This window comes from Hydrocarboniphaga sp., from assembly GCF_028291725.1.
In the GTDB taxonomy this organism is placed as follows: domain Bacteria; phylum Pseudomonadota; class Gammaproteobacteria; order Nevskiales; family Nevskiaceae; genus Hydrocarboniphaga.
This window is the reverse complement of the sequence record NZ_JAQGNT010000025.1, coordinates 48,517-68,535: the sequence shown is the minus strand read 5'-3', so window position 1 is coordinate 68,535 and position 20,019 is coordinate 48,517. Positions and strand designations below refer to the sequence as shown.

General features: G+C 66.4%; 9 protein-coding genes. 6 read left to right on the top strand and 3 right to left on the bottom strand.

Going from position 1 to position 20,019, the window contains the following annotated elements; all coding sequences use genetic code 11:
• The first annotated feature begins 249 nt into the window (after window positions 1-249).
• Window positions 250-1,710, top strand: a complete 1,461-nt coding sequence (locus tag JWQ90_RS06750; protein WP_299691115.1) for a RimK family protein — start codon at window positions 250-252, stop codon at window positions 1,708-1,710.
• Between the two features lies 1 nt (window position 1,711).
• A complete protein-coding gene (locus JWQ90_RS06745; RefSeq protein ID WP_299691112.1) occupies window positions 1,712-2,176 on the top strand; it encodes a GNAT family N-acetyltransferase in 465 nt (154 codons plus the stop codon).
• Window positions 2,177-2,409: 233 nt separating this feature from the next.
• Here the strand turns inward: JWQ90_RS06745 and JWQ90_RS06740 are convergent, their stop codons facing one another.
• The 3 genes from JWQ90_RS06740 to lpxL all read right to left on the bottom strand — a co-directional run bounded on the left by JWQ90_RS06740 (window position 2,410) and on the right by lpxL (window position 5,660).
• Window positions 2,410-3,594: a L,D-transpeptidase family protein gene (locus JWQ90_RS06740; protein ID WP_299691109.1), complete on the bottom strand. Its 1,185-nt coding sequence runs from the start codon at window positions 3,592-3,594 to the stop codon at window positions 2,410-2,412.
• 26 nt (window positions 3,595-3,620) lie between these two features.
• On the bottom strand, window positions 3,621-4,619 hold the full coding sequence (locus JWQ90_RS06735; RefSeq protein ID WP_299691106.1) for a tetratricopeptide repeat protein: 999 nt from the start codon (window positions 4,617-4,619) through the stop codon (window positions 3,621-3,623).
• A gap of 105 nt (window positions 4,620-4,724) precedes the next feature.
• Window positions 4,725-5,660 carry an LpxL/LpxP family Kdo(2)-lipid IV(A) lauroyl/palmitoleoyl acyltransferase gene (gene lpxL / locus JWQ90_RS06730; protein WP_299691104.1) on the bottom strand — a complete coding sequence of 312 codons (936 nt, stop codon included), beginning with the start codon at window positions 5,658-5,660 and terminating at the stop codon, window positions 4,725-4,727.
• Between the two features lie 545 nt (window positions 5,661-6,205).
• On the opposite strand from lpxL, the gene JWQ90_RS06725 reads away from it, so the two are divergent.
• From JWQ90_RS06725 to JWQ90_RS06710, 4 genes are all read left to right on the top strand, one after another.
• Window positions 6,206-7,084, top strand: a complete 879-nt coding sequence (locus JWQ90_RS06725; RefSeq protein WP_299691101.1) for an ABC transporter ATP-binding protein — start codon at window positions 6,206-6,208, stop codon at window positions 7,082-7,084.
• Between the two features lie 26 nt (window positions 7,085-7,110).
• Window positions 7,111-8,106, top strand: coding sequence for an ABC transporter permease (locus tag JWQ90_RS06720; RefSeq protein WP_299691098.1), 996 nt, complete (start codon window positions 7,111-7,113; stop codon window positions 8,104-8,106).
• A 107-nt stretch (window positions 8,107-8,213) separates the two neighbouring features.
• Complete coding sequence (locus tag JWQ90_RS06715) at window positions 8,214-15,599, top strand: type I polyketide synthase (RefSeq protein ID WP_299691095.1); 7,386 nt, start codon at window positions 8,214-8,216, stop codon at window positions 15,597-15,599.
• Between the two features lie 10 nt (window positions 15,600-15,609).
• Window positions 15,610-20,007 (top strand): beta-ketoacyl synthase N-terminal-like domain-containing protein, encoded by a 4,398-nt coding sequence (locus tag JWQ90_RS06710; RefSeq protein ID WP_299691093.1) that lies wholly within the window; start codon window positions 15,610-15,612, stop codon window positions 20,005-20,007.
• Window positions 20,008-20,019 lie beyond the last annotated feature (12 nt).

The following is a 20,019-nucleotide window of genomic DNA, read 5'->3' as shown; positions in this document are numbered from 1 at the left end:
GGTCCTTGACCGCGATTGTGCGGCTGAGGGCCTCAATCGCGGTCAAGGACCGCTCCTACAGTTGGGGAATGGAGCCGCGCTTTGTGCTTTTGTCCCGGTCGCTCGCCGTCCCGTGATGCTAGGATTCGCGCGCTGCTTTCCCACTTCAGGACCTGGTCGCTTTCACTTCCGCATGAGTCTCGCCGCACCGCTGGAATATCCACTGCCGAGACTCCTGCCCGAGGCCGAGCGCAAGCGCCGGGTTGTGCCGTGAGCGGCCTGGTCGTCGTCGATTCGCGCACCGACTGGCCGCTGCAGATCCCCGGCATGCATGTCATGACCGCCTGGGACTACCTGACGCTGACGCCGGAAGTCCTGCAGCGCAACATCCGCGTCTACAACCTGTGCCGCAGCTTCAGCTACCAGAGCACCGGCTACTACGTCAGCCTGCTGGCCGGTGCGCGCGGCCACCGGCCGCTGCCGGACATCACCACGATCCAGGATCTGAAGCTCGCCGAATCGCCCGGCGTGCTCAACGACGAGATCGACGAGCTGATCCAGAGTTCGCTGGCGCGGCTGGGCTCGTCCGAGTACGTGCTCAACGTCTACTTCGGCCAGAGCCCGACCAAGCGCCACGAGCGCCTGGCGCGCGCGCTGTTCAACCTGTTCCCGGCACCGCTGGTGCAGGCCTGCTTCGAATACAAGGGTGACGAGTGGCGGGTGCAGTCGATCGGCCCGATCGCGCTCGGCGAAGTGCCGGGTTCGCACCTGGAATTCATGCACCAGGCGGCGCGCGACTACTTCACGCGGCGGCGTATGCCGCGCCAGAAAAAGGATTCGTATCGCTACGACCTGGCGATCCTGGTCAACGAGGACGAGAAAGATCCGCCGTCGAATGCGCGCGCGCTGAAGCTGTTCGAGAAGGCCGCAGAAGATCTCGGCTTCCAGGTCGATTTTCTGGACAAGGGCGACTACGGCCACGTCGCCGAGTTCGACGCGCTGTTCATCCGCGAAACCACCGCGGTGAATCACCACACTTATCGTTTCGCTCGGCGCGCGGAGCGTGAGGGCCTGGTGGTCGTCGACGATCCGAAATCGATCCTGCGCGCCGCGAACAAAGTGTTTTTATCCGAGCTGATGGATCGCCACCGCATCCCGCAGCCCAAGACCATGCTGATCCATCGCGGCAACGTGAAGCAGATCGCCAAAGAGCTGGGTTTCCCGTGCGTGCTGAAGCAGCCGGATTCGCAGTTTTCGCGCGGCGTGATCAAGGTCGACAACGAGGCCGAGCTGAAGCGCGAAGTGCGCGAACTGCTGGAGCGCTCGGACATCGTCATCGGCCAGTCATTTGAGCCCACCGATTACGACTGGCGCGTCGGCGTGCTCGACGGCGTACCGCTATACGCCTGCCGCTACTACATGGCCAAGGATCATTGGCAGGTGGTCAAGCACGGCAGCAACGGCGGCAAGATCGAAGGCAACCATGACACCTTGCCGATCGAGGAAGTGCCGGCTCTGGTACGCAATGTCGCGGTGCAGGCGGCGAAAGCGGTCGGCAGCGCGCTGTATGGCGTCGATCTGAAGCAGTTCGGCAATGTCGTCAAGGTGGTCGAAGTCAACGACAACCCGAACATCGATTTCGGCGTCGAGGATCTGGTGCTGAAAGACACGCTGTATCGCAAGATCATGGAGTACTTCGTGCGCCGGCTGGAAGCGCGCGTGAAGAACTAGAATGGGTGCCGCCGCGACGGTGCGCCGCGCCGCGCTGGCCGATATCGACGCGCTGCTGAAACTCGAAGCGCTGTTTCCTTCCGACCAGATGTCGCGACGCAGCCTGCGCGGCTTCGTCGCCAATCCGCGCGCCGATTTCCTGGTGGCCGAGACCGGCGGCCGTGTACTCGGCAACCTGCTGTTGCTGAGCCGCGCCGGCAGCCGCACGGCGCGCATCTACTCGGTGATGGTCGATCCCTGGGCTCGCGGCCTCGGGCTGGCGCAGCAGCTGGTGGCGGCAGCCGAGGCCGCGGCGCGGCGGCGGCATTGCACGAGCATCGCGCTGGAAGTGCGCGCGGACAATATTCCGGCACGCCGCTTGTATGAAAAACTGGGCTACACCGTGGATCGCGAACTGCCGGCGTATTACGACGACAGCGCCGACGGCCTGCGGTTGAAACGACGCCTGGAGCCGGACGATGGCTGACCCCGCATTGCGTGCGGCCGCGCCGCTTTCCGGCGAGCACGCGCCGCGCGAAGCCGCGGCGATCGTGGGCGTGTTCGGCAGCGGCCTGTAGCGCCACCTATCGGATCGGCTGATCACACCACTGCCCGCGGTGCTCGGCGCGGGCGCGGTGTTGCTGACGATGGCCGACATCATGGGCCAGCCGCTCGCAACAAAATGCAAGCACCGAAGACACGGATGCCGGCGACGCAACTTCAGTCCAGATTCTCTTCGCGGAAAATCTTCCAGTCGCCCTTCGCCGTCTGCCGCCAATACTGCTGCTTCTTGGCCGTAGAGCTGAAATTGTCGCTGCGATATTTGAGCGTGAACTCGGCCAGCATCATCGGCTCGCCGGGATACCGGTACAGGCTCATGTCATCGATCTTCACGTCGATGAACGACTTGGTCGCGTTGACGCGGCGCTTGTGCGCGACGAACGCCGCCTTGTTCATGCCGTCGGTGGTGAAGTCCTCGCCGTAGAAGCCGAGATAGCCTTCGGTGTCCCTGGCCGCCCACTTGCTGCGCCAGTCCTCGATGCGGTTCAAGAACGTGTCGCGCTCGTGCGCGGCCTCGGCCTTCGCCATCCAGTCGAGATGGTCGGACAGGATCACCGGCGCATTGGTGCCCAGCACATAGGGCTTCAGTGCCACCAGGTCATCGTTGGCCATCGTCACGCAGCCTTCGCTGGACCGCGGCGCGCGCACGTAGGTCGAGCGAGGCACGCCGTGCAGCCAGATGCCGTAGCCGGTCTTGACGCGGAACCGGTCCCACAGGTTGGGATAGTTCAGCGGCAAGGCACCGGAGCCGTAGAGCTCGGGCAGCTGCTCGTCCGACTTCCAGCCGGTGATGTGATAAATGCCGACCGGCGTACGCAGATCGCCCGAGGCTTTCTTGCCGAACCCATTGCGCGCGATGCCGACGTAATGGCTGTGTATCAGCTTCAGATCACCGGCCTTGTTCTCGAACAGATTGAGCCGCGCGTTCGGCAGATCGACGACCACCAGGTATGGGTATTCGGCCGCCAGCTTCAGCACGTTGCCGGGCACGGTGCCGGGCGGAGGCGTAAAGCGCGCCTGCTCGTCGCGATAGCGCGCCTCGTCGTACAGGTCGCCAAGAGCCGGGTCTTCGGCGTCCGGCATGATGCCAGGCTTGCCCGAGCGCGCCGCCAGCAGATCGGCGTACAGCAGTTGCGCGAGCCGGAAGTTGGGCTGCTGCTGCGTTAGCCTGGCGAGTTTTTCGAGGGCGCTCTGGCCTTTGCCGACGCGCAGGTCTTCGATCGCGGAAACCAGTTCGGATTCGAGCGTCGGCTGCGCTGCCGGCTTGGTGGCCGGCGCTGCCGATGCCTGCGCCAACGGCAGCCAGGCCAACAGGCACCCGGCGGCCAGTGCACGTGGCCACATCCACCACCGCTGGTACATTGACGCCGCTAGCGCGTGTATTCGCGAACGATCAGCCAACTTGCGCCGGCCTGCTGCAACTCCAAGGTCTTGGAGACCTTGTCCGTGAAGCTGTCGGACTCGTAGTCCTGGGTGAACGTGACGCCGACGCGATCGTCCGACACGCGCTCGACCCGCGGGTTCAGCGCCTTGACGCTGATACGGGCAGCGCGCGAAATGCGGTCGCGGCGCTGCGCTTCCCAGGTGCCGCGGGTGACGCTGCCTTCGGGGATGAAGCTCGGCGCGTAGATCGCGAAGTACGCGGACACGTCCTTGGATGACCAGGCCGCCGCCCAGGCGTTGACCACGCTGGTCACGTTCTGCATGGTGCCGGCGTCGAGGCTGGCGGCGGCGGACGGGACCGTGGACGCGGGCGGAATCGATGCCGGTGCCGACGACGCGGCCGGTGGCGCGGTCACGGTGCTGGTCGACGACGATGCGATCGCCGGAGCGGTGCCGGCCGAACCTGCATGGTCGAGCTGGCTGATCAGTGCCAGCTTGCTGCGCACCAGCTGATTGCTCTGGTCCAGCGTCAGCGCGCGGTTGTACGCGGCGCCGGCGAGTGCGGCGTAGATATCGCCAAGATTCTCGTGCGCAGTGGCGTAGCTGGGATGCGTCGCCAGCGCGGCTTCGAGCGCGTCGCGCGCCTTTTCGTAGTCACCCTGCTGCGCGTACAGCACCGCCAGGTTGTTGTAAGGCTCGGGCAGCTGCGGATAGTCGCGGGTCAGGTCGGCAAAGACCCTGATCGCCTCCGGACCGCGGTTCAGCTTGACCAGGATCAGGCCGCGCAGAAACCTCGCCTCGGCATCCTGGGGCGCCGTCTTGAGCTGGCCTTCGACCTTCTTCAGCGCCTGGTCGTACTGTCCCTGGCCCATCAGCGTCTGGGCCTCGTCAACCGCGGTAGCGGCGGCCGAGGCCGCCTGGGCGGCGATCAACAGCAGCGTAGCCGCAGCTGCGCGACCAAAAGTCAGATAAAAGCGTTTATCCACCCGGAAGCCTCGATGAGTTCATCAGGAAATCGGGGCGAGTTTAGCAGCAGGCCGGCGGTGATGGGCGCGCCCGCCAACCGCGGTGCAGCCTGCGGTCGAGCAGGCCTAATAAGGCCGCGGCATTCCGGCGGGCCGCTTCTTGAAGCGCCGGTGCAGCCAGAAGTATTGGGGCAGCGCCAGACGAACGCCGTTCTCGATGACCGCATTGATGCGCGCGGCGTCGGCCAGATCGTCGCCGCCCGGAAAGCCGTCGAGCATCGCCTCGAAGCGCAGCACCCAGCGGCCGTGCTCGCGCCGCGGAAAATACGGGAGCACTCCAGCCCTGCCCATCTGCGCCAACCGCGCGGTCGCGGTCAGCGTCAGTGTCGGCACGCCGAAGAACGGCGCGAACACCGACAGGCGCTCGTCCAGGGTCTGATCCGGTGCATACCAGATTGCACGGCCCTCGCGCAGCGCGCGCACCAGCCGGCGCAGGTCTTCGCGCGGCAGCGCCGGTAGCTTCGCCCGTTTCTCGCGCCAACGATGCATGCACCAATCCATTACCGGATTCGCATACGGCCGGTACATCGCATGGAATGGCAGCTCCGCGTCGGTGCACAGCACGCGCGCGCCGATTTCCAAGGTCGAGAAATGGCCGGTGAGCAGCAGCAGTCCTTTGCCGCTGGCCAGCGCCGCCTGAAGATGCTCGCGACCTTCGATCGAGAAACGCGGTGCCAGACGCCGGTCCGACGCGAACCAGGCCAGCCCGGCTTCGATGACACCGGCACCGAGCGCGCGGAAGTGCTGATCGCGAACGCGATCGCGCTCGGTCTGCGGCATCTGCGGAAAACACAGCCGCAGATTGACATCGACGACCTTGCGTCGGCCGCGCACGACACGGCCGAGCAAAGCGCCAAGGCCTTCGCCGAACTTCAGGCCGAAGTCGATCGGCAGCATCGCCAGCAGCCACAGCAAGGCGATCGCCAGCCAGGTCGGCCAATGCCAGGGCGCCAGCAGCTGGGCCTTGAATCTCGGAGCAGCGGAGTACGGGATCGATGACATAGGTTGCGAAGTGTAATGCCTAGCCGAATCGCGACCGCAGAAATCGGCGCGCCGACGAAAGACGCAACGCTGAAGACGAACGATCGAACAGCGCCGCATATCATCAGCAGAAAAAAAACTAACGCCGCAACTGCAGCAGCAATAAAGTCTGTCCATCGTCAACGATGTTCACCATCTGCTGTTACAGCCGCTGTTACAGCAGATAAAGTTAAATAGGGTTAAGAAGCCGGCCATAAGACAGCGGCCTCTTTTTCCATCATCGTCGTGGCTCGAAAGTTGCTGTTTACCGAGTTAATGATGCAAGGCTAGCTGATCGGAACAAAGCCAAGCTGTTGCTGATCTGCGGCTCGAACCGGGCCACAGGATTCGCCGCATCTTCTTGCCTGCGCAGGTTCTCTCATTCAAATGTAACGCCGAGGATGCATGCTCGTGGTGGACGTGTTCCCGAATGCTTTTCAGAATCAGCGCATACGTCCGCGTTTTCATATCGCCGCGTTTTTCAGGCCCCCTTTCGCTGTCCAATCGTCTCAACCGCCCAAGGCACCATGGCCGCCATTCTTTCCGTGCGTGAGCTGCGCAAGCACTACCCGACCAACAAGGCGGTAGACGGAATCAGCTTCGATATAGAGCCGGGCACTTGCCTGGGCTTGCTGGGCCCCAATGGCGCCGGCAAGAGCACCACCGTCGAGATGCTCGAAGGGCTGATACGGCCGACTTCCGGCGATATTCTTTATCGGGGTAAACCGCTCGACTCGCACTATCGCGAACGTATCGGCATCCAGTTCCAGAACACCGCGCTCCAGGATTTTCTGACGGTGCGCGAGAATCTGCAGCTGTTTCGCTCGCTGTACCGGCGCGGCGTATCGATCGACGAATTGATTGCCTCCTGCCACCTCGAAGAGTTTCTCGACCGCGACCATCGAAAACTATCCGGCGGCCAGCGCCAGCGCATGTTGCTCGCACTGGCGCTGGTTAACGATCCCGATCTGGTGTTTCTCGACGAGCCGACCACCGGGCTCGATCCGCAGGCGCGCCGCAATTTCTGGGAGCTGGTCCTCCAGATAAAGGAGCGCGGCAGGACCGTGGTGCTGACGACTCATTATATGGAGGAGGCCTATCTGCTCTGCGACGACATCGCGATCATGGATCATGGCCGCATCCTCGCGCGCGGTTCGCCGCAAAAGCTGCTGGCCGATCATTTCAACGACAGCGTGCTCGAACTGCCCGCCGCTGCCTGCGACGGGCACCGGCTCGACCTTGCGCTGACACGCAAAGTCGACCGCATCGAAATCAATAGTGTTGATGTCAATAAAACCGTTCAGCAGCTGATTTCGGCTGGTCTGTCGCTTGCACAGTTAAAAATTCGGCCGCGCACGTTAGAAGATCTCTTCCTGAAGCTCACCGGCACTGAACTGCGCGCATGAATCGATTGCCTGCTCGATTAACCGCGATGGTTCGGGCCCGCCTGCTTGAAGTGCTGCGCGACCGCTCCGCGTTGGCCTGGAATCTGCTGTTCGCGCCGCTGCTGGTGATCGGCATGGCCGTGGTGCTGTCAGGCGGATCATCGAGACCGGTTTTCAACGTCGGCGTTCTCGGCGATCGGCCGTTGACACCGGCGACACACCCATTTTTCGCCGCCGAAGCGACGCAGTTCCATTACGAATCCAACCCGCAATCGGCGATCACCAAAGTCGAGCGCCACCGTCTGGATCTGCTGATCGATCCGCGACAGTCGCCGTTGCGTTACTGGGTCAACTCCGAGTCCGGCAAGGGATTGCTGCTGCAGCGGCTGCTGAGGGCCGAAGATGCCGACGCACAAGTGCAGGCCGTCGGCGGCGCGCAGACGCGCTATGCGGACTGGCTGGTGCCCGGACTGCTTGGCGTCAACATCATGTTTTCGAGTTTGTTCGCGATCGGCCACGTGATCGTGCGCTATCGCAAGAGCGGCTATCTGAAGCGCCTGAACGGCACGCCGCTGACAGCCGTCGAATTCATCGGCGCGCAGCTGATCGCCTGCCTGTTGCTGGTGGTCTTCATCGCCGCGCTGATCTATCTGGCCTGCAGCCTGTTCCTGCATCTGCGGATGGAGGGCCACTATCTGGATCTGCTGCTGGTGACGGTACTCGGCTCGATGTCGATGATCACGATGAGCCTGCTGGTCGCGGCACGCATCTCGTCCGAGGAACTGTCCGGCGGGCTGTTGAATCTGTTGTCCTGGCCGATGGTGATTCTTTCCGGCGTGTTCTTTTCACTGGATGGCGCACCGCCGCTGGTGCAGGCCGCCGCCAACCTGTTCCCGCTGACGCACATGCTCGAAGCGGCGCGCGCCGTGATGCTCGACGGCGCCGGGCTCGCCGACATTCGGCAGCCACTGCTGGCAATGGCGGCGATGACCGCGGTGTTTCTCGCAATCGGCGCTTACTTCTTTCGTTGGACACAGGATTAGTTGAGGGCAGGGCGCGGCGCGTGGTGGGTGCGTAGGTCAACAACAGGGGCGGGTGTGACATGGGTAGATGGGAGTTGAAAGGGGAGCTGAAGGATTCAGCCGGTGCAATGCACGGCGCCACAGCGGGCTTGTTGTTCAGCACGCAACCGGAGCGCTTCCGCATTCTGGCGATCACGCCGTTCGAGCGGCCCGATCTGGCGCTTGCGCGAAGCCTGTCGCGTCAACAGGTCGCGGTCGCGGTCGATATCGGCCGTGACGCCCAGACCTGGCCCACGCTGCTGTCGCGCATCGCTGCCGAGCCCGCCGCGGGTCTTGGCCTGCGGATTCCCGACGGCGTGAAGCTCGGCGAGCTGGCGCTGCCGGCTTCGGTGCAATACCTGATCGTCGCCGGCACAGCCGACAATCTACCGCTGTCCTGGCGCCGGCTGCCGTTCATTGCGCAGGTGCGCAGCGTCGCTGAAGGCGAGCTGGCATTAGCCGCCGGCGCGGCCGGCCTGATCGCCAAAGGACAGGAAAGCGGCGGACAGGTCGGTGAGGAAAGCAGCTTCGTGCTGCTGCAGCGCCTGGTCGCGCAGACCGCAGCGCGTGTACCGGTATGGAGCCAGGGCGGCATCGGCCTGCATACCGCGGCCGGCGCCTTCGCTGGCGGCGCTTTCGGCATCGTGCTCGACGCTGTGCTCGCGGCGTTTCCGGAAAGCACGCTGCCCGCCGAGCTGAAAAACCAGATCCTGGCGATGGACGGCAGCGAAGTGCGCAACGTCGCCGGCTACAACGTCTATGCGCGCAGCCAGGGCGAGATCGCCGCGCTCGAAGGCCTCGATATTGCGGACCTGAACCTGAGACTGACGCCAGGAAACAGTAATCCCTCGCCACTGCTGGCGATCGGCCAGGACGCCGCGCTGGCGCGGCTGGTGATGGCCGACTGCTCGAATATCGAAGCGCTGATCCAGACGCTGCGGCTGCGCGTCGATGGCCAGCTGCATCAGGCGCGCAAGCTGCGTCCGCTGGCCGAACACGGCGCCTGGGCGCGCGCGCATGGCCTGCGCTATCCGGTCGCGCAAGGGCCGATGACGCGGGTCAGCGACACTGCTGCGTTTTCGGCCGCGGTCGCCGATGCCGGCGGCCTGCCCTTCCTGGCGTTGTCGCTGATGCAGGCCGGCGCATCGCGCAAGCTGCTGGAAGCGACACGCGAACAGGTCGGTGATCGCCCCTGGGGCGTCGGCGTACTCGGCTTCGCGGCGCCGGAAATTCTCGATCCGCAACTCGAACTGATCAAGGAATTCAAACCCTCGGTGCTGCTGCTCGCCGGCGGCCGGCCGTCGCAGGCGCGGCCCTTCATCGAGATGGGCATTCCGACGTATCTGCACGTGCCCTCGCCCGGCCTGCTGGATATTTTCCTGAAGGACGGCGCCACGCATTTCGTGTTCGAAGGCCGTGAATGCGGTGGCCACGTCGGCCCGCGCTACAGCTTCGTGCTGTGGGAGCAGGCACTGGCGCGACTGGCGCAGGTCGAGCATCCGGAAGAGCTGCACATCCTGTTCGCCGGCGGCATTCACGACGAACGCTCCAGCGCGATGGTCGCGGCGCTGGCCGCGCCGCTGGCCGCGCGCGGCGCCAAGATCGGTGTGCTGATGGGCACCGCCTACATCGGCACGCGCGAAGCGGTGACCTGCGGCACGGTGCTCGAAGGCTTCCAGCAACGGGCGCTGTCCGGCGACGCGACGGTGCTGGTCGAAACCGCGCCCGGCCATGCAATCCGCTGCCTGCCCTCGGGCTTCGTCGATCTGTTCGCGCGCGAGAAACAGCGCCTGCAGCGTGAAGGCGTCGATCAGAAAGAAGCCTGGAAACAGCTGGAAACGCTGACCGTCGGCCGCCTGCGCATCGCCACCAAGGGCGTCGACTACGTCGACGGCCAGCTTGCTGCGGTCGATGCCGACCGCCAGCGTGCCGAAGGCATGTACATGATCGGCCAGGTCATCGCGATGAAGCGCGAGGTGACCACGATCGCCGCATTGCATGAGCAGGTCACGCGCGGCGCCGACGACTATCTTGCGCGGCTCGATCTGCCGCCGCTGCGGCTGCCGGCCAAGGCCGAACCGATCGCGGTGATCGGCATGGCCTGCCTGTATGCGGGCTCGGCGGATCTGGAATCCTACTGGGCCAATATCGTCGAAGGCCGCGATCTGGTCGGCGAAGTGCCGGCGGAGCGCTGGAGCGCCGCGCGCTACTACCAGGCCGGCGGCATGGCGGCGGACAAGTCGGTCAGCAAATGGGGCGGCTTCATCGCCGACACGCCTTTCGACCCGCTCAAGTACGGCATTCCGCCGGCTTCGCTGGCCGCGATCGAGCCGGTGCAGCTGCTGTCGCTGGAAGTCGCCAGCCAGGCGCTCAAGGACGCCGGCTATCAAGGAAAGTGGTTCGATCGCGAACGCACTTCGGTGATCTTCGGCGCCGAATCCGGCATGGACCTCGCCAACCAGTACAACTTCCGCAACATGTATCCGCAGTACTGCGGCGAGCTGCCGCCGGCACTCGCGGCAGCGCTGCCGAGCCTGACCGAGGATTCCTTCCCCGGCATCCTGGTCAACGTGATCTCGGGCCGCATCGCCAACCGCCTCGGCCTCGGCGGCGTCAATTATTCGGTGGACTCGGCCTGCGCCAGCTCGCTGACCGCGGTCGAACTCGCGGTCAAGGAACTGCGCGCCGGCAGCAGCGAAATGGTGCTCGCCGGCGGCGCCGACTTCCATAACGGCATCAGCGATTTTCTGATGTTCTCTTCGGTCGGCGCGCTGTCGCCGAGCGGCCGCTGCCGCTCTTTCGACAACAACGCCGACGGCATCGCGCTCGGTGAAGGCGTCGGCATCGTCGTGCTCAAGCGCCTGTCCGACGCCGAGCGTGACGGCGACCGCATCTACGCGCTGATCGACGGCGTCGCCGGCTCCAGCGACGGCAAGGCCCTGGGCCTGACCGCACCGCGCAAGGAAGGCCAGAAGCGCGCGCTCGATCGCACCTATTGGCAGGCGGGCGTGCTGCCGGCCGAGATCGGCCTGATCGAAGCGCATGGCACCGGCACCGTCGTTGGCGACCGCACCGAACTGAAGACGCTGACTGAAGTGTTCAACACTTACGGCGGCGTGCCGGGCCAGGCCGGCCTGGGCTCGGTCAAGAGCCAGATCGGCCACACCAAGTGCGCGGCCGGCGTCGCCGGCCTGATCAAGGCCGCGAAAGCCCTGCATCACCGCGTGCTGCCACCGACCGGCGCGATCACCGCGCCGAACGCCTGGTATCGCAGCGACACCAGCCCGTTCCAACTCAACCGCGCGCCGACGCCCTGGCTTGCGAATGGCAGCAAGGCACGCGCCGCGGTCAGCGCTTTTGGTTTCGGCGGTACCAACTTTCACGCGGTGATGTCGGCCTATCCGGCGCATCACAATGCGCTCGGCGCGCTCCAGTGGCCGGCCGAGCTGTTCGCGGTGCGCGGCAGCAACGCGGCCGAAGCCGAGACAACGCTGCGCAAGCTCGCGAGCTTCGCATCGAAATCCGACGCGCCGGTCGCGCTGCGCGATCTCGCCGCAGCGGCCTGGAACGCCGGCAGCGGGCCGGTACAATTCGCCTTCGTCGCCACCGACCGCGCGAGCCTGTCACAGCGCATCGCCGCCGCGCTGGAGCACCGTAGCGGCGCCGGCATCAGCTATCGCGCGGCCGATGCGGCAAGCGGCAAGCTCGCCTATCTGTTCTCCGGCCAGGGCAGCCAGTACACCGGCATGCTGCGCGAGCTGTTCGTCTACTTCCCGGCGCTGCAGTCGCTGCTCGCCAGCGGCAGCGAATACCTGCCCGTGATGTACCCGCCGACGGCCTACGACGAGACCACGCGCACGCGCCAGCAGCAGCGCCTGACCGACACCCGCAACACCCAGCCCGCGCTCGGCCTGGTCGAACTCGCCGCGTTCGAATGGCTGCGCGGTGTCGGCCTGCAGCCGGACATGGCTGCGGGCCACAGCTATGGCGAACTCGCCGCGCTGGCCACCGCCGGCGCTTTCGACGCGACGACGCTGATCGCGCTGTCGCGCGCGCGTGCCGAGGCGATTCTGGCTTCGGTCGGCGAAGACAGCGGCGCGATGGCCGCGGTGCGGCTCGACGTCGAAGCGCTCGGCCCGCTGCTGGCCGGCTTCCCGAGCGTGGTCATGGCCAACCAGAACAGCCCGGTGCAGACCGTGATCTCGGGGCCGACCCAGGACGTGCACGCGGCCTGCGCGCTGCTCAAGCAGCATGCGGTCGGCTACAAGCTGATCGACACCGACTGCGCGTTCCATTCACCGCTGATGGCCGCCGCCGAGCAGCGTTATGCGCAGGTGCTGGCTGATCAGTCCATCGGCGCGCTGCGCTGGCCGGTGTATTCCAACATCAGCGCTGCGCCGCATGTCGAGGACGCGGACACGCTACGCAGCAGTCTGGCGCGCCACATCGTCAGCCCGGTGCGCTTCGTCGCCGAGATCGAGCGCATGTACGCCGACGGCGCGCGCGTGTTCGTCGAGATCGGTCCGCGCAAGGTGCTGACCAGCCTGGCCGCGCGCATTCTCAAGGATCTGCCGCATACCGCGCTGGCGATCGATCCGGAAGAACGCGGCCTCGCCGGCCTGCTCGAAACCCTGGCGCAGCTGGCCGTGCTGATGCCGAACCTGGATATCGCTGCGCTGTTCGCGAACCGCAGCGAGACGCTGGACCTGGCCGCGCCGCGCATGCTGTCGGCAACCACCTGGTGGGTCAACGGCGGCCGCGCCTGGCCGCTGCGCGGCAAGGCGCCGACGCATGGCGCCGCAGTGGTACTCGAGCCCGTGGTCGATCTGACGGTCGCTGCGAAACCGATCGCCGCGTTGCCGGCGGCATCGCTGTCGGCCGGCGAACAGGCCATCGTCGGCTACCTGTCGAACATGCGCGAGATGGTCAACGCGCAGCGCGATGTGCTGCTCGGCTACTTCGGCGCGCCGGCCGCTACATACGCCGCTACATACAGTGAAGATCGGCGACGCCCCGCTGTGCTTCCCTCTCCCTCCGGGAGAGACCGCCGCAGCTTCATAGCAGCCGGCATGAGTCCCGGAACCGGCCAGCTCCTTCCCCCGCTTGCGGGGGAAGGTTGGGATGGGGGCGCGACGACAGCGCCGCGCCTTCCGCCCCCACCCCAGCCCTCCCCCGCAAGCGGGGGAGGGAGTGGTTCCTTGGAAGCACCGACGCCGGCCGGACCCGACGCACGCAGCGCGCTGCTGCAGATCGTCAGCGAGCGCACCGGCTATCCGGCCGACATGCTCGACCTCGATCTGGACCTGGAAGCCGATCTGTCGATCGACTCGATCAAGCGTCTGGAAATCATCGGCGAGCTGTCGCAGCAGTTGGCGATCCGCAACGCCATCGGTGCCGGCGCCGACGTGCTGCTCGAACAGCTCGCAGCGCAGAAAACCCTGCGCGCGATGCTCAGCTGGCTCGCCGACAAGCTGCCGTCGCAGCCGGTGCCGGTATTGGCTGCCGTGGCAGCACCAACCGCGGCACCGGCGCTGAATGTCGCCGAAGTGCTGCTCGACATCGTCAGCCAAAGCACCGGCTATCCGCCGGAAGCGCTGGATCTGGATCTCGATCTCGAAGCCGATCTGTCGATCGATTCGATCAAGCGTCTCGAAGTCGTCGGCCAGCTGGCCTCGCGCCTGGGCATCGATGGCGGCAGCGACAAGGACGCGATGCTGGAGCGCCTGTCCGGCCTGAAGACATTGCGCGAGATGATCAGCTGGCTGGTGTGCCGTCCCACAGATTCGCACCATCATTCGACGCGTCTTTTGTCGCCCGGCGGCGTTACTCCTTCTCGCCATAGCGACGGCTATGGCTCGTCGTCGCGCCTTGCCGGACACCAAAATCCGCTGTCGACTGATGGCGCGAACCTGTGGGACGGCACACTGCAGCGCGAACACGCGGCAGCCGCACCGGCCACGGCGAGCGCAGCCGTCGTCGAAGACCGGATTCCGCTGGAGCGCTACGTGCTGCGCCGCCAGCAGATTCGCGCGGCGATGCCGGGCGATATCGATCTCGCCGGCAAGCAGTTCCTGATCACCGACGACAAGCTCGGCCTGGCGCCGCTGGTGGCCGCGGCGCTGCAGGCGCGCGGTGCGCTGCCGCGTATCGTCGAGTTCTCCGGCAGCACCGTCGTCGCAGGCCTCGACCAAGTTGACGGCCTGATCCATCTGTGGAGCCTGAACCCCGACAGCCTGGTGATCGACGTCAAGCATTTCTTCGCGATGGTGCGCGAAGCCCTGCTGAAACGCGCGCGTCATCTGCTGGTCGCCAGCAGCCTCGGCGGTGATTTCGGCGTCGCCGGCGGCACCGGCACAGGCTCACAAGCCGGCCGCGGCGGCGGCTTCGCCGGCATGGTCAAGTCGGTCATCAAGGAATTCCCGGAGCTGCGCGCGCACTGGGTCGATCTCGATCTGAACGAGTCGCAGGAACTGCTGGCGCGCTGCATCGAGCAGGAGCTGGTCGCCACCAATCCGGTGCCCGAAGTCGCCTACCAGGCCGGCCTGCGCTATGCGCGTGAAGTGGTGCCGGTGGAATTGCAGCACAGCTCGCTAGCCGGCCTGGCGCTGACCGCCGACAGCGTCGTGCTGCTGACCGGCGGCGCGCGCGGCATCACCGCGCTGATCGCCACCGCACTGGCGCGGCGCTATCGCTGCCACATCGAAATGCTCGGCCGCTCGGCGCTGCCCGAAGGCGACGAGAGCGCGGTGACGCGCGGCATCGATGATCCACGGCGGCTGCGCCAGTTGCTGCTGCAGGCCGAGCCTACGCGCAAGCCGGCCGAGATCGAGCGCCTGGCGCGGCGCATCCTCGCCGAGCGCGAAGTCCGCGACACTTTCGCGCAGCTGCGCGCGGCTGGCAGCAGCTTCAACTACACCCAGCTCGACGTGCGCGACAGCGAGGGCTTCGCGCAATTCATCAAAGACGCCTACGCGCGGCGCGGCCGTATCGACGGCGTGATACACGGCGCCGGCGTGGTCGAGGACAAGCTGGTGCGCGACAAGACCGACGAGAGCTTCGGCCGCGTGTTCGACACCAAGGTGCATGGCGCGCTGATCCTCGACAAGCTGATTCGCGACGACGTCAAGTTCGTGGTGTTCTTCTCCAGCGTCGCCAGCGCTTTCGGCAACCGCGGCCAGGTCGACTACGCCTCCGCCAACGATGTGCTCGACAAGCTCGCGCACAGCTGGCAGACGCGCATCGCCGGCCGCGTGCTGTCGGTGAACTGGGGGCCGTGGGCCGACACCGGCATGGTCTCGGAGTCGCTGAAGAACGAGTACCAGCGCAAGGGCATCGGCCTGATTCCGCAGAACGAGGGTGTCGACGCGCTGTTGCGCGAGCTGTCGACCGGCGCCGGCGATTCGCAGGTGGTGCTGATGTGCGGCAAGCCCGACAGCTTCGGCGCCAGCTCCGGCAGCCGCCTTGCGGAAGCTTGAGGCTCTGACCATGCCCGAACCTGCAATGCGTACCGCGATCATCGGCCTGGCCTGCGTCTTCCCCGGCGCGCCGGATCTGCAGCGCTTCTGGCGCAATATCGTCGACGGCGTAGATGCGATCGGCGAAGTGCCGGCCGCGCGCTGGGACGCGAGTTTCTACGATCCGGATTCGAGCGCGATCGATCGCTTCTACTGCCGCCGCGGTGGTTTCGTCGACGACTACGCCGACTTCGATCCGCTGCCTTTCGGCATGATGCCCAAGGCCACCGAGGCCGGTGAACCCGATCAGCTGCTGACGCTGAAGATCGGCTACCAGGCGCTGCGCGACGCCGGCTACGAGCACAAGCCGTTCGCGCGCGAGCGCACCGGCGTGATCGTCGGCCGCGGCAACTACGTCAGCGCCGGCGTGCTGCGGCTGGAGCAGCATGTGCGGCTGCTGCCGCAGATGCTGCAGACGCTGCGCGACCTGTTTCCTGATCTGTCGGAAGCCGCGCTCGACGCCGCGCGCACGCGCCTGCAGCAGTCGTTCTCGTACTACGGCCCCGACGTCGCCGCCGGCCTGATTCCGAACCTGATCGCCTCGCGCCTCTCCAACCGGCTCGATCTGCACGGCCCGGCCTACACCGTGGATGCGGCCTGCGCCAGTTCGCTGATCGCGATCGAGCAGGCCTGCGCGGCGCTGCAGCGCCGCGAGACCGACATGATGCTGGTTGGCGGCGCACACCTGAGCCACGACCTGACGTTCTGGGCCACGTTCTGCCAGCTCGGCGCGCTGTCGCGCAGCGGCACCGTGCGACCGCTGTCGAAAGACGCCGACGGCATCCTCGCCGGCGAAGGCGTCGGCATGGCGGTGCTGAAGCGTCTCGACGACGCACTCGCCGACGGCGACCGCATCTACGCGGTGATCGAAGGCAGCGGCTCGTCCAGCGACGGCCGCAGCGCCAGCCTGGTCGCGCCCTCGGCCAGCGGCCAGCGCATCGCGCTGGAAAAAGCCTGGGCCAAGGCTGGCATCGATCGCGACGGTATCGGCCTGGTCGAAGCGCACGGCACCGGCACGCCGACCGGCGACGCAGTCGAACTCGAAACCCTGGGCGGCTTCTTCGGCGCGCATCAGGGCCAGCGCGCGCGCGCGGTGGTCGGCTCGGTGAAGTCGATGATCGGCCATGCGATGCCGGCCTCGGGCATGGCCAGCCTGATCAAAACGGCGCTGGCTATCTATCACGGCGTGCTGCCGCCGACGCTGCATTGCAGCGAGCCGCATCCGCTGCTCGCCGACACGCGCTTTCGCGTGATCGACCGCGCCGAAACCTGGCAGCAGCCGCCGGCGAAACGCATCGCCGCGGTCAATGCTTTCGGCTTCGGCGGCATCAACGCACATCTGGTGCTGCGCGGTGTGCCGCAGCCTGGGACGACGGCGGTCGCGGCATCGATACTGCCGCCGGTGCTGCTGCTCAGCGCCGACAGCATCGACGCGCTGCTGGCGCGGCTGGATCGCGGCGAACACGATGTGCGGCCGCAGCCGGGACGCTGCCGGCTGGTGCTGATCGCGCCCGACGTCAAGCGGCTCGCAGTCGCGCGCAAGGCCGTCGCATCGGGCAAGCCCTGGCAGGGCCGCCAGCGCATCTGGTTTTCGCCGGACGGCCTGCTCGGCAGCGGCGGCAAGCTCGCCTTCGTCTTCCCCGGCGTCGACAGCAGCTTTCAGCCGCAGGTGGCCGATCTCGCCGCCTACTTCGGTCGGCCGCAGCCGCTTTACTGCGAGCCGCTGGCCGCAGGCGAGTCACTGGCCAAGCAGGTCATCGGCCTGCTGGGCTTGAACCGCTTTCTGTTCGACATCCTGGTCGAACTCGGCATCGAGGCCGACGTTTACGCCGGCCACAGCGTCGGCGAATGGAGCGCGATGCTGTGCTCGGGAATGATGGACCAGGCGCTGTCGGACCGCACCAACCAGGGCCTGGATGTCGACGCGGTCGAGTTCCCCGACGTGCTGTTTCTCAGCGCTGCCTGCAGCGAAGAGCGTCTGCTGCAGGCGATGCAAGGCCTGGAGCGGATCACGCTGTCGCACGACAACTGCCCGCACCAGGTCATCGCCTGCGGCCAGCGTTCGTCGATCGAGACGCTGGCCGAACGCCTGCACGCGGCCGGCGTGTTCGCGCAGCTGCTGCCTTTCGTATCCGGCTTCCATTCGCCGCTGTTTGCCGAGCACATGGGCTGGTATCGCGACTTCTTCGGCAATGCCGAATTGCAGGAACCCAAAAAACCGGTGTGGTCGGCGACCAGCGCGCAGCTGTTCCCGGCCGCGATGGCCGAGAAGCGCCAGCTCGCCCTCGATCATCTGACGCAGCCGGTGCGCTTCCGCGCGCTGACCGAGGGGCTGTACGCGGAAGGCTACCGCGTGTTCGTGCAGGTCGGCACCGGCTCGCTCAACGGCTTCATCGACGACACGCTCAGCGGCAGGCCGCATCATGCGATCCAGAGCCACCACGGATCGCGCAGCGGCCTGGAACAGCTGCAGCAGCTGTGCGCGGCGCTGTGGGTGGAAGGCGCCGAGTTCGACACGCGGCTGCTGCAGCACGATCCGGCGCCGGCGATCGATTCTGTCGCCGCGCAGACGCAGCCGGACGCCGCCACCGCCAGTACGCGGCGGCTGTCGCTGGGCGTGCCGCTGCTGCGCGTGCATGAACCGCTGGCAGCGGAGCTGTTGCCGACGCGCTTCATCGGCGGCGGCGAACTGCCGGCCGTCGCGGCCAACGACGCGGTCGGCCTGCTGATGCGCGACACGCTGGCCGACATCGAACGCAGCGGCCGCGAAGTGCTGGCGCTGTGGCAGCGTCATCGCGCGGCGCCTGCTGCGCTGCCTAGCGCGCAGATCAGCAAGCCCGGCCAGGTCAGCCAGCGCGTGCAGCGCCGGCTCGATCTGGACAGCACCATCCCCTACGTGCGTGACCACGAGCTGTATCCGCAGCGCGAGCACTGGCCGATCGTCGCCGACCGCCATCCGGTGGTGCCGATGACGATGGAAGTCATGCTGGTGCGCGAGGCGGTCGAAGAAGTGCTGCCCGATCTCAAGGTGATTGAGGTCGCGCAAATCCAGGCCTACAACTGGCTGGTCGTCAGCGAGCCGCTGACGGTCGAGATCAATCTTCAATCGATCGACGACACCACGATCGAGGCCGAGATCGTCGGCTACTTCAAGGCGCGCGTCATCATTGCGGCGCAGTATCCGGCGGCCGAACTCGCGGCTATGCCGGCGCTGGCCGGTGCGCGCGATACCGAAGTCGATGCGGCTTCACTGTATCGCCAGCAGTGGATGTTTCATGGCCCGGCTTATCAGGGCGTCAGCGCGTTTCGCGGTATCGCCGACAACGGCATCGACGGCGAACTGCGTGTGCCCAGCGGCAAGGGCGCGCTGCTCGACAACATGGGCCAGCTCGCCGGCTACTGGGTCATGGAGCAGCCGCAGGACTGCCTGGCGATGCCGATCGGCGTCGACCGCATCCGCTTCTTCGCGCCCGATCCGCTGCCGGGCGAAACCCTGCAGGCGCAGGTCCGCATCCAGCTGCTCGATGCGCTGAATTGCGTCACCCATCATCAGCTGCGCGATGCCGACGGCCGCTTGCGCATCGCCATCGACGGCTGGCGCACGCGGCGCTACCAGATGGACAAGGCATTCTGGGTCGGCAGCCGGCTGCTGTCGCAACATGAAGTCTCGCAGCGCGTGCCGCCGAACGTCGCGCTGTTCGACGACCGCTACGACACCGCGATCCTGCGCGACTACATCAGCCGCCGTTATCTGACGGCCAGCGAACGCGCGGTCTACGACGGCCTGGCGCCGCGCCGCCGCCGCCAGTGGCTGGCCGGCCGCGTCGCCGCCAAGGACGCGGTCCGCGCCTGGCTGCGCGAACACCGCGGCATCGCGACGATCTATCCGCAGGAGCTGCGCATCGAGAACGATGCGGCCGGCGCGCCGAAAGTGTTCGCCAACGTCACAGCCACGCTGCCGCAAGGCCTGCACATCTCGCTGGCGCACAAGGGCTCGCTGGCGGTCGCGATCGTCGGCGAACAGCCGGTCGGCATCGACCTGGAAACCATAGAGCCGCGCGAAACCAGCTTTCTGGCACTGGTGTTCGACGACGCCGAGCGCGCGCTGCTCGACGGCGCCAATGCCGACGCCGAGTACGCGCGCGGCTGGGTGGTCAAGGAAGTCGCGGCCAAGATCGGCGGCACCGGTCTGCGCGGCCGCCTGCACGATTACCGCATCGAGGCGCGCGACGGCGACTGCTTCCGCGTCAACGGCCATTGGATCGTGACCCACCCGCTGCGCGACTGCATCGTCGGCTGGAGCCTGGTGCAGCAAGCCGCACAGCAGTCGGCGACGCAGTCGATGCCGCGCGCCGCCGTCATTCACTAATCCGCAAGAGAG

Coding starts and splice junctions, on each gene's coding strand:
- JWQ90_RS06745 (WP_299691112.1), top strand. CDS start 1,712: ATGGGTGCCGCCGCGACGGTGCGCCGCGCCGCGCTGGCCGATATCGAC.
- JWQ90_RS06740 (WP_299691109.1), bottom strand. CDS start 3,594: ATGTGGCCACGTGCACTGGCCGCCGGGTGCCTGTTGGCCTGGCTGCCG.
- lpxL (WP_299691104.1), bottom strand. CDS start 5,660: ATGTCATCGATCCCGTACTCCGCTGCTCCGAGATTCAAGGCCCAGCTG.
- JWQ90_RS06725 (WP_299691101.1), top strand. CDS start 6,206: ATGGCCGCCATTCTTTCCGTGCGTGAGCTGCGCAAGCACTACCCGACC.
- JWQ90_RS06720 (WP_299691098.1), top strand. CDS start 7,111: ATGGTTCGGGCCCGCCTGCTTGAAGTGCTGCGCGACCGCTCCGCGTTG.
- JWQ90_RS06715 (WP_299691095.1), top strand. CDS start 8,214: ATGCACGGCGCCACAGCGGGCTTGTTGTTCAGCACGCAACCGGAGCGC.
- JWQ90_RS06710 (WP_299691093.1), top strand. CDS start 15,610: ATGCCCGAACCTGCAATGCGTACCGCGATCATCGGCCTGGCCTGCGTC.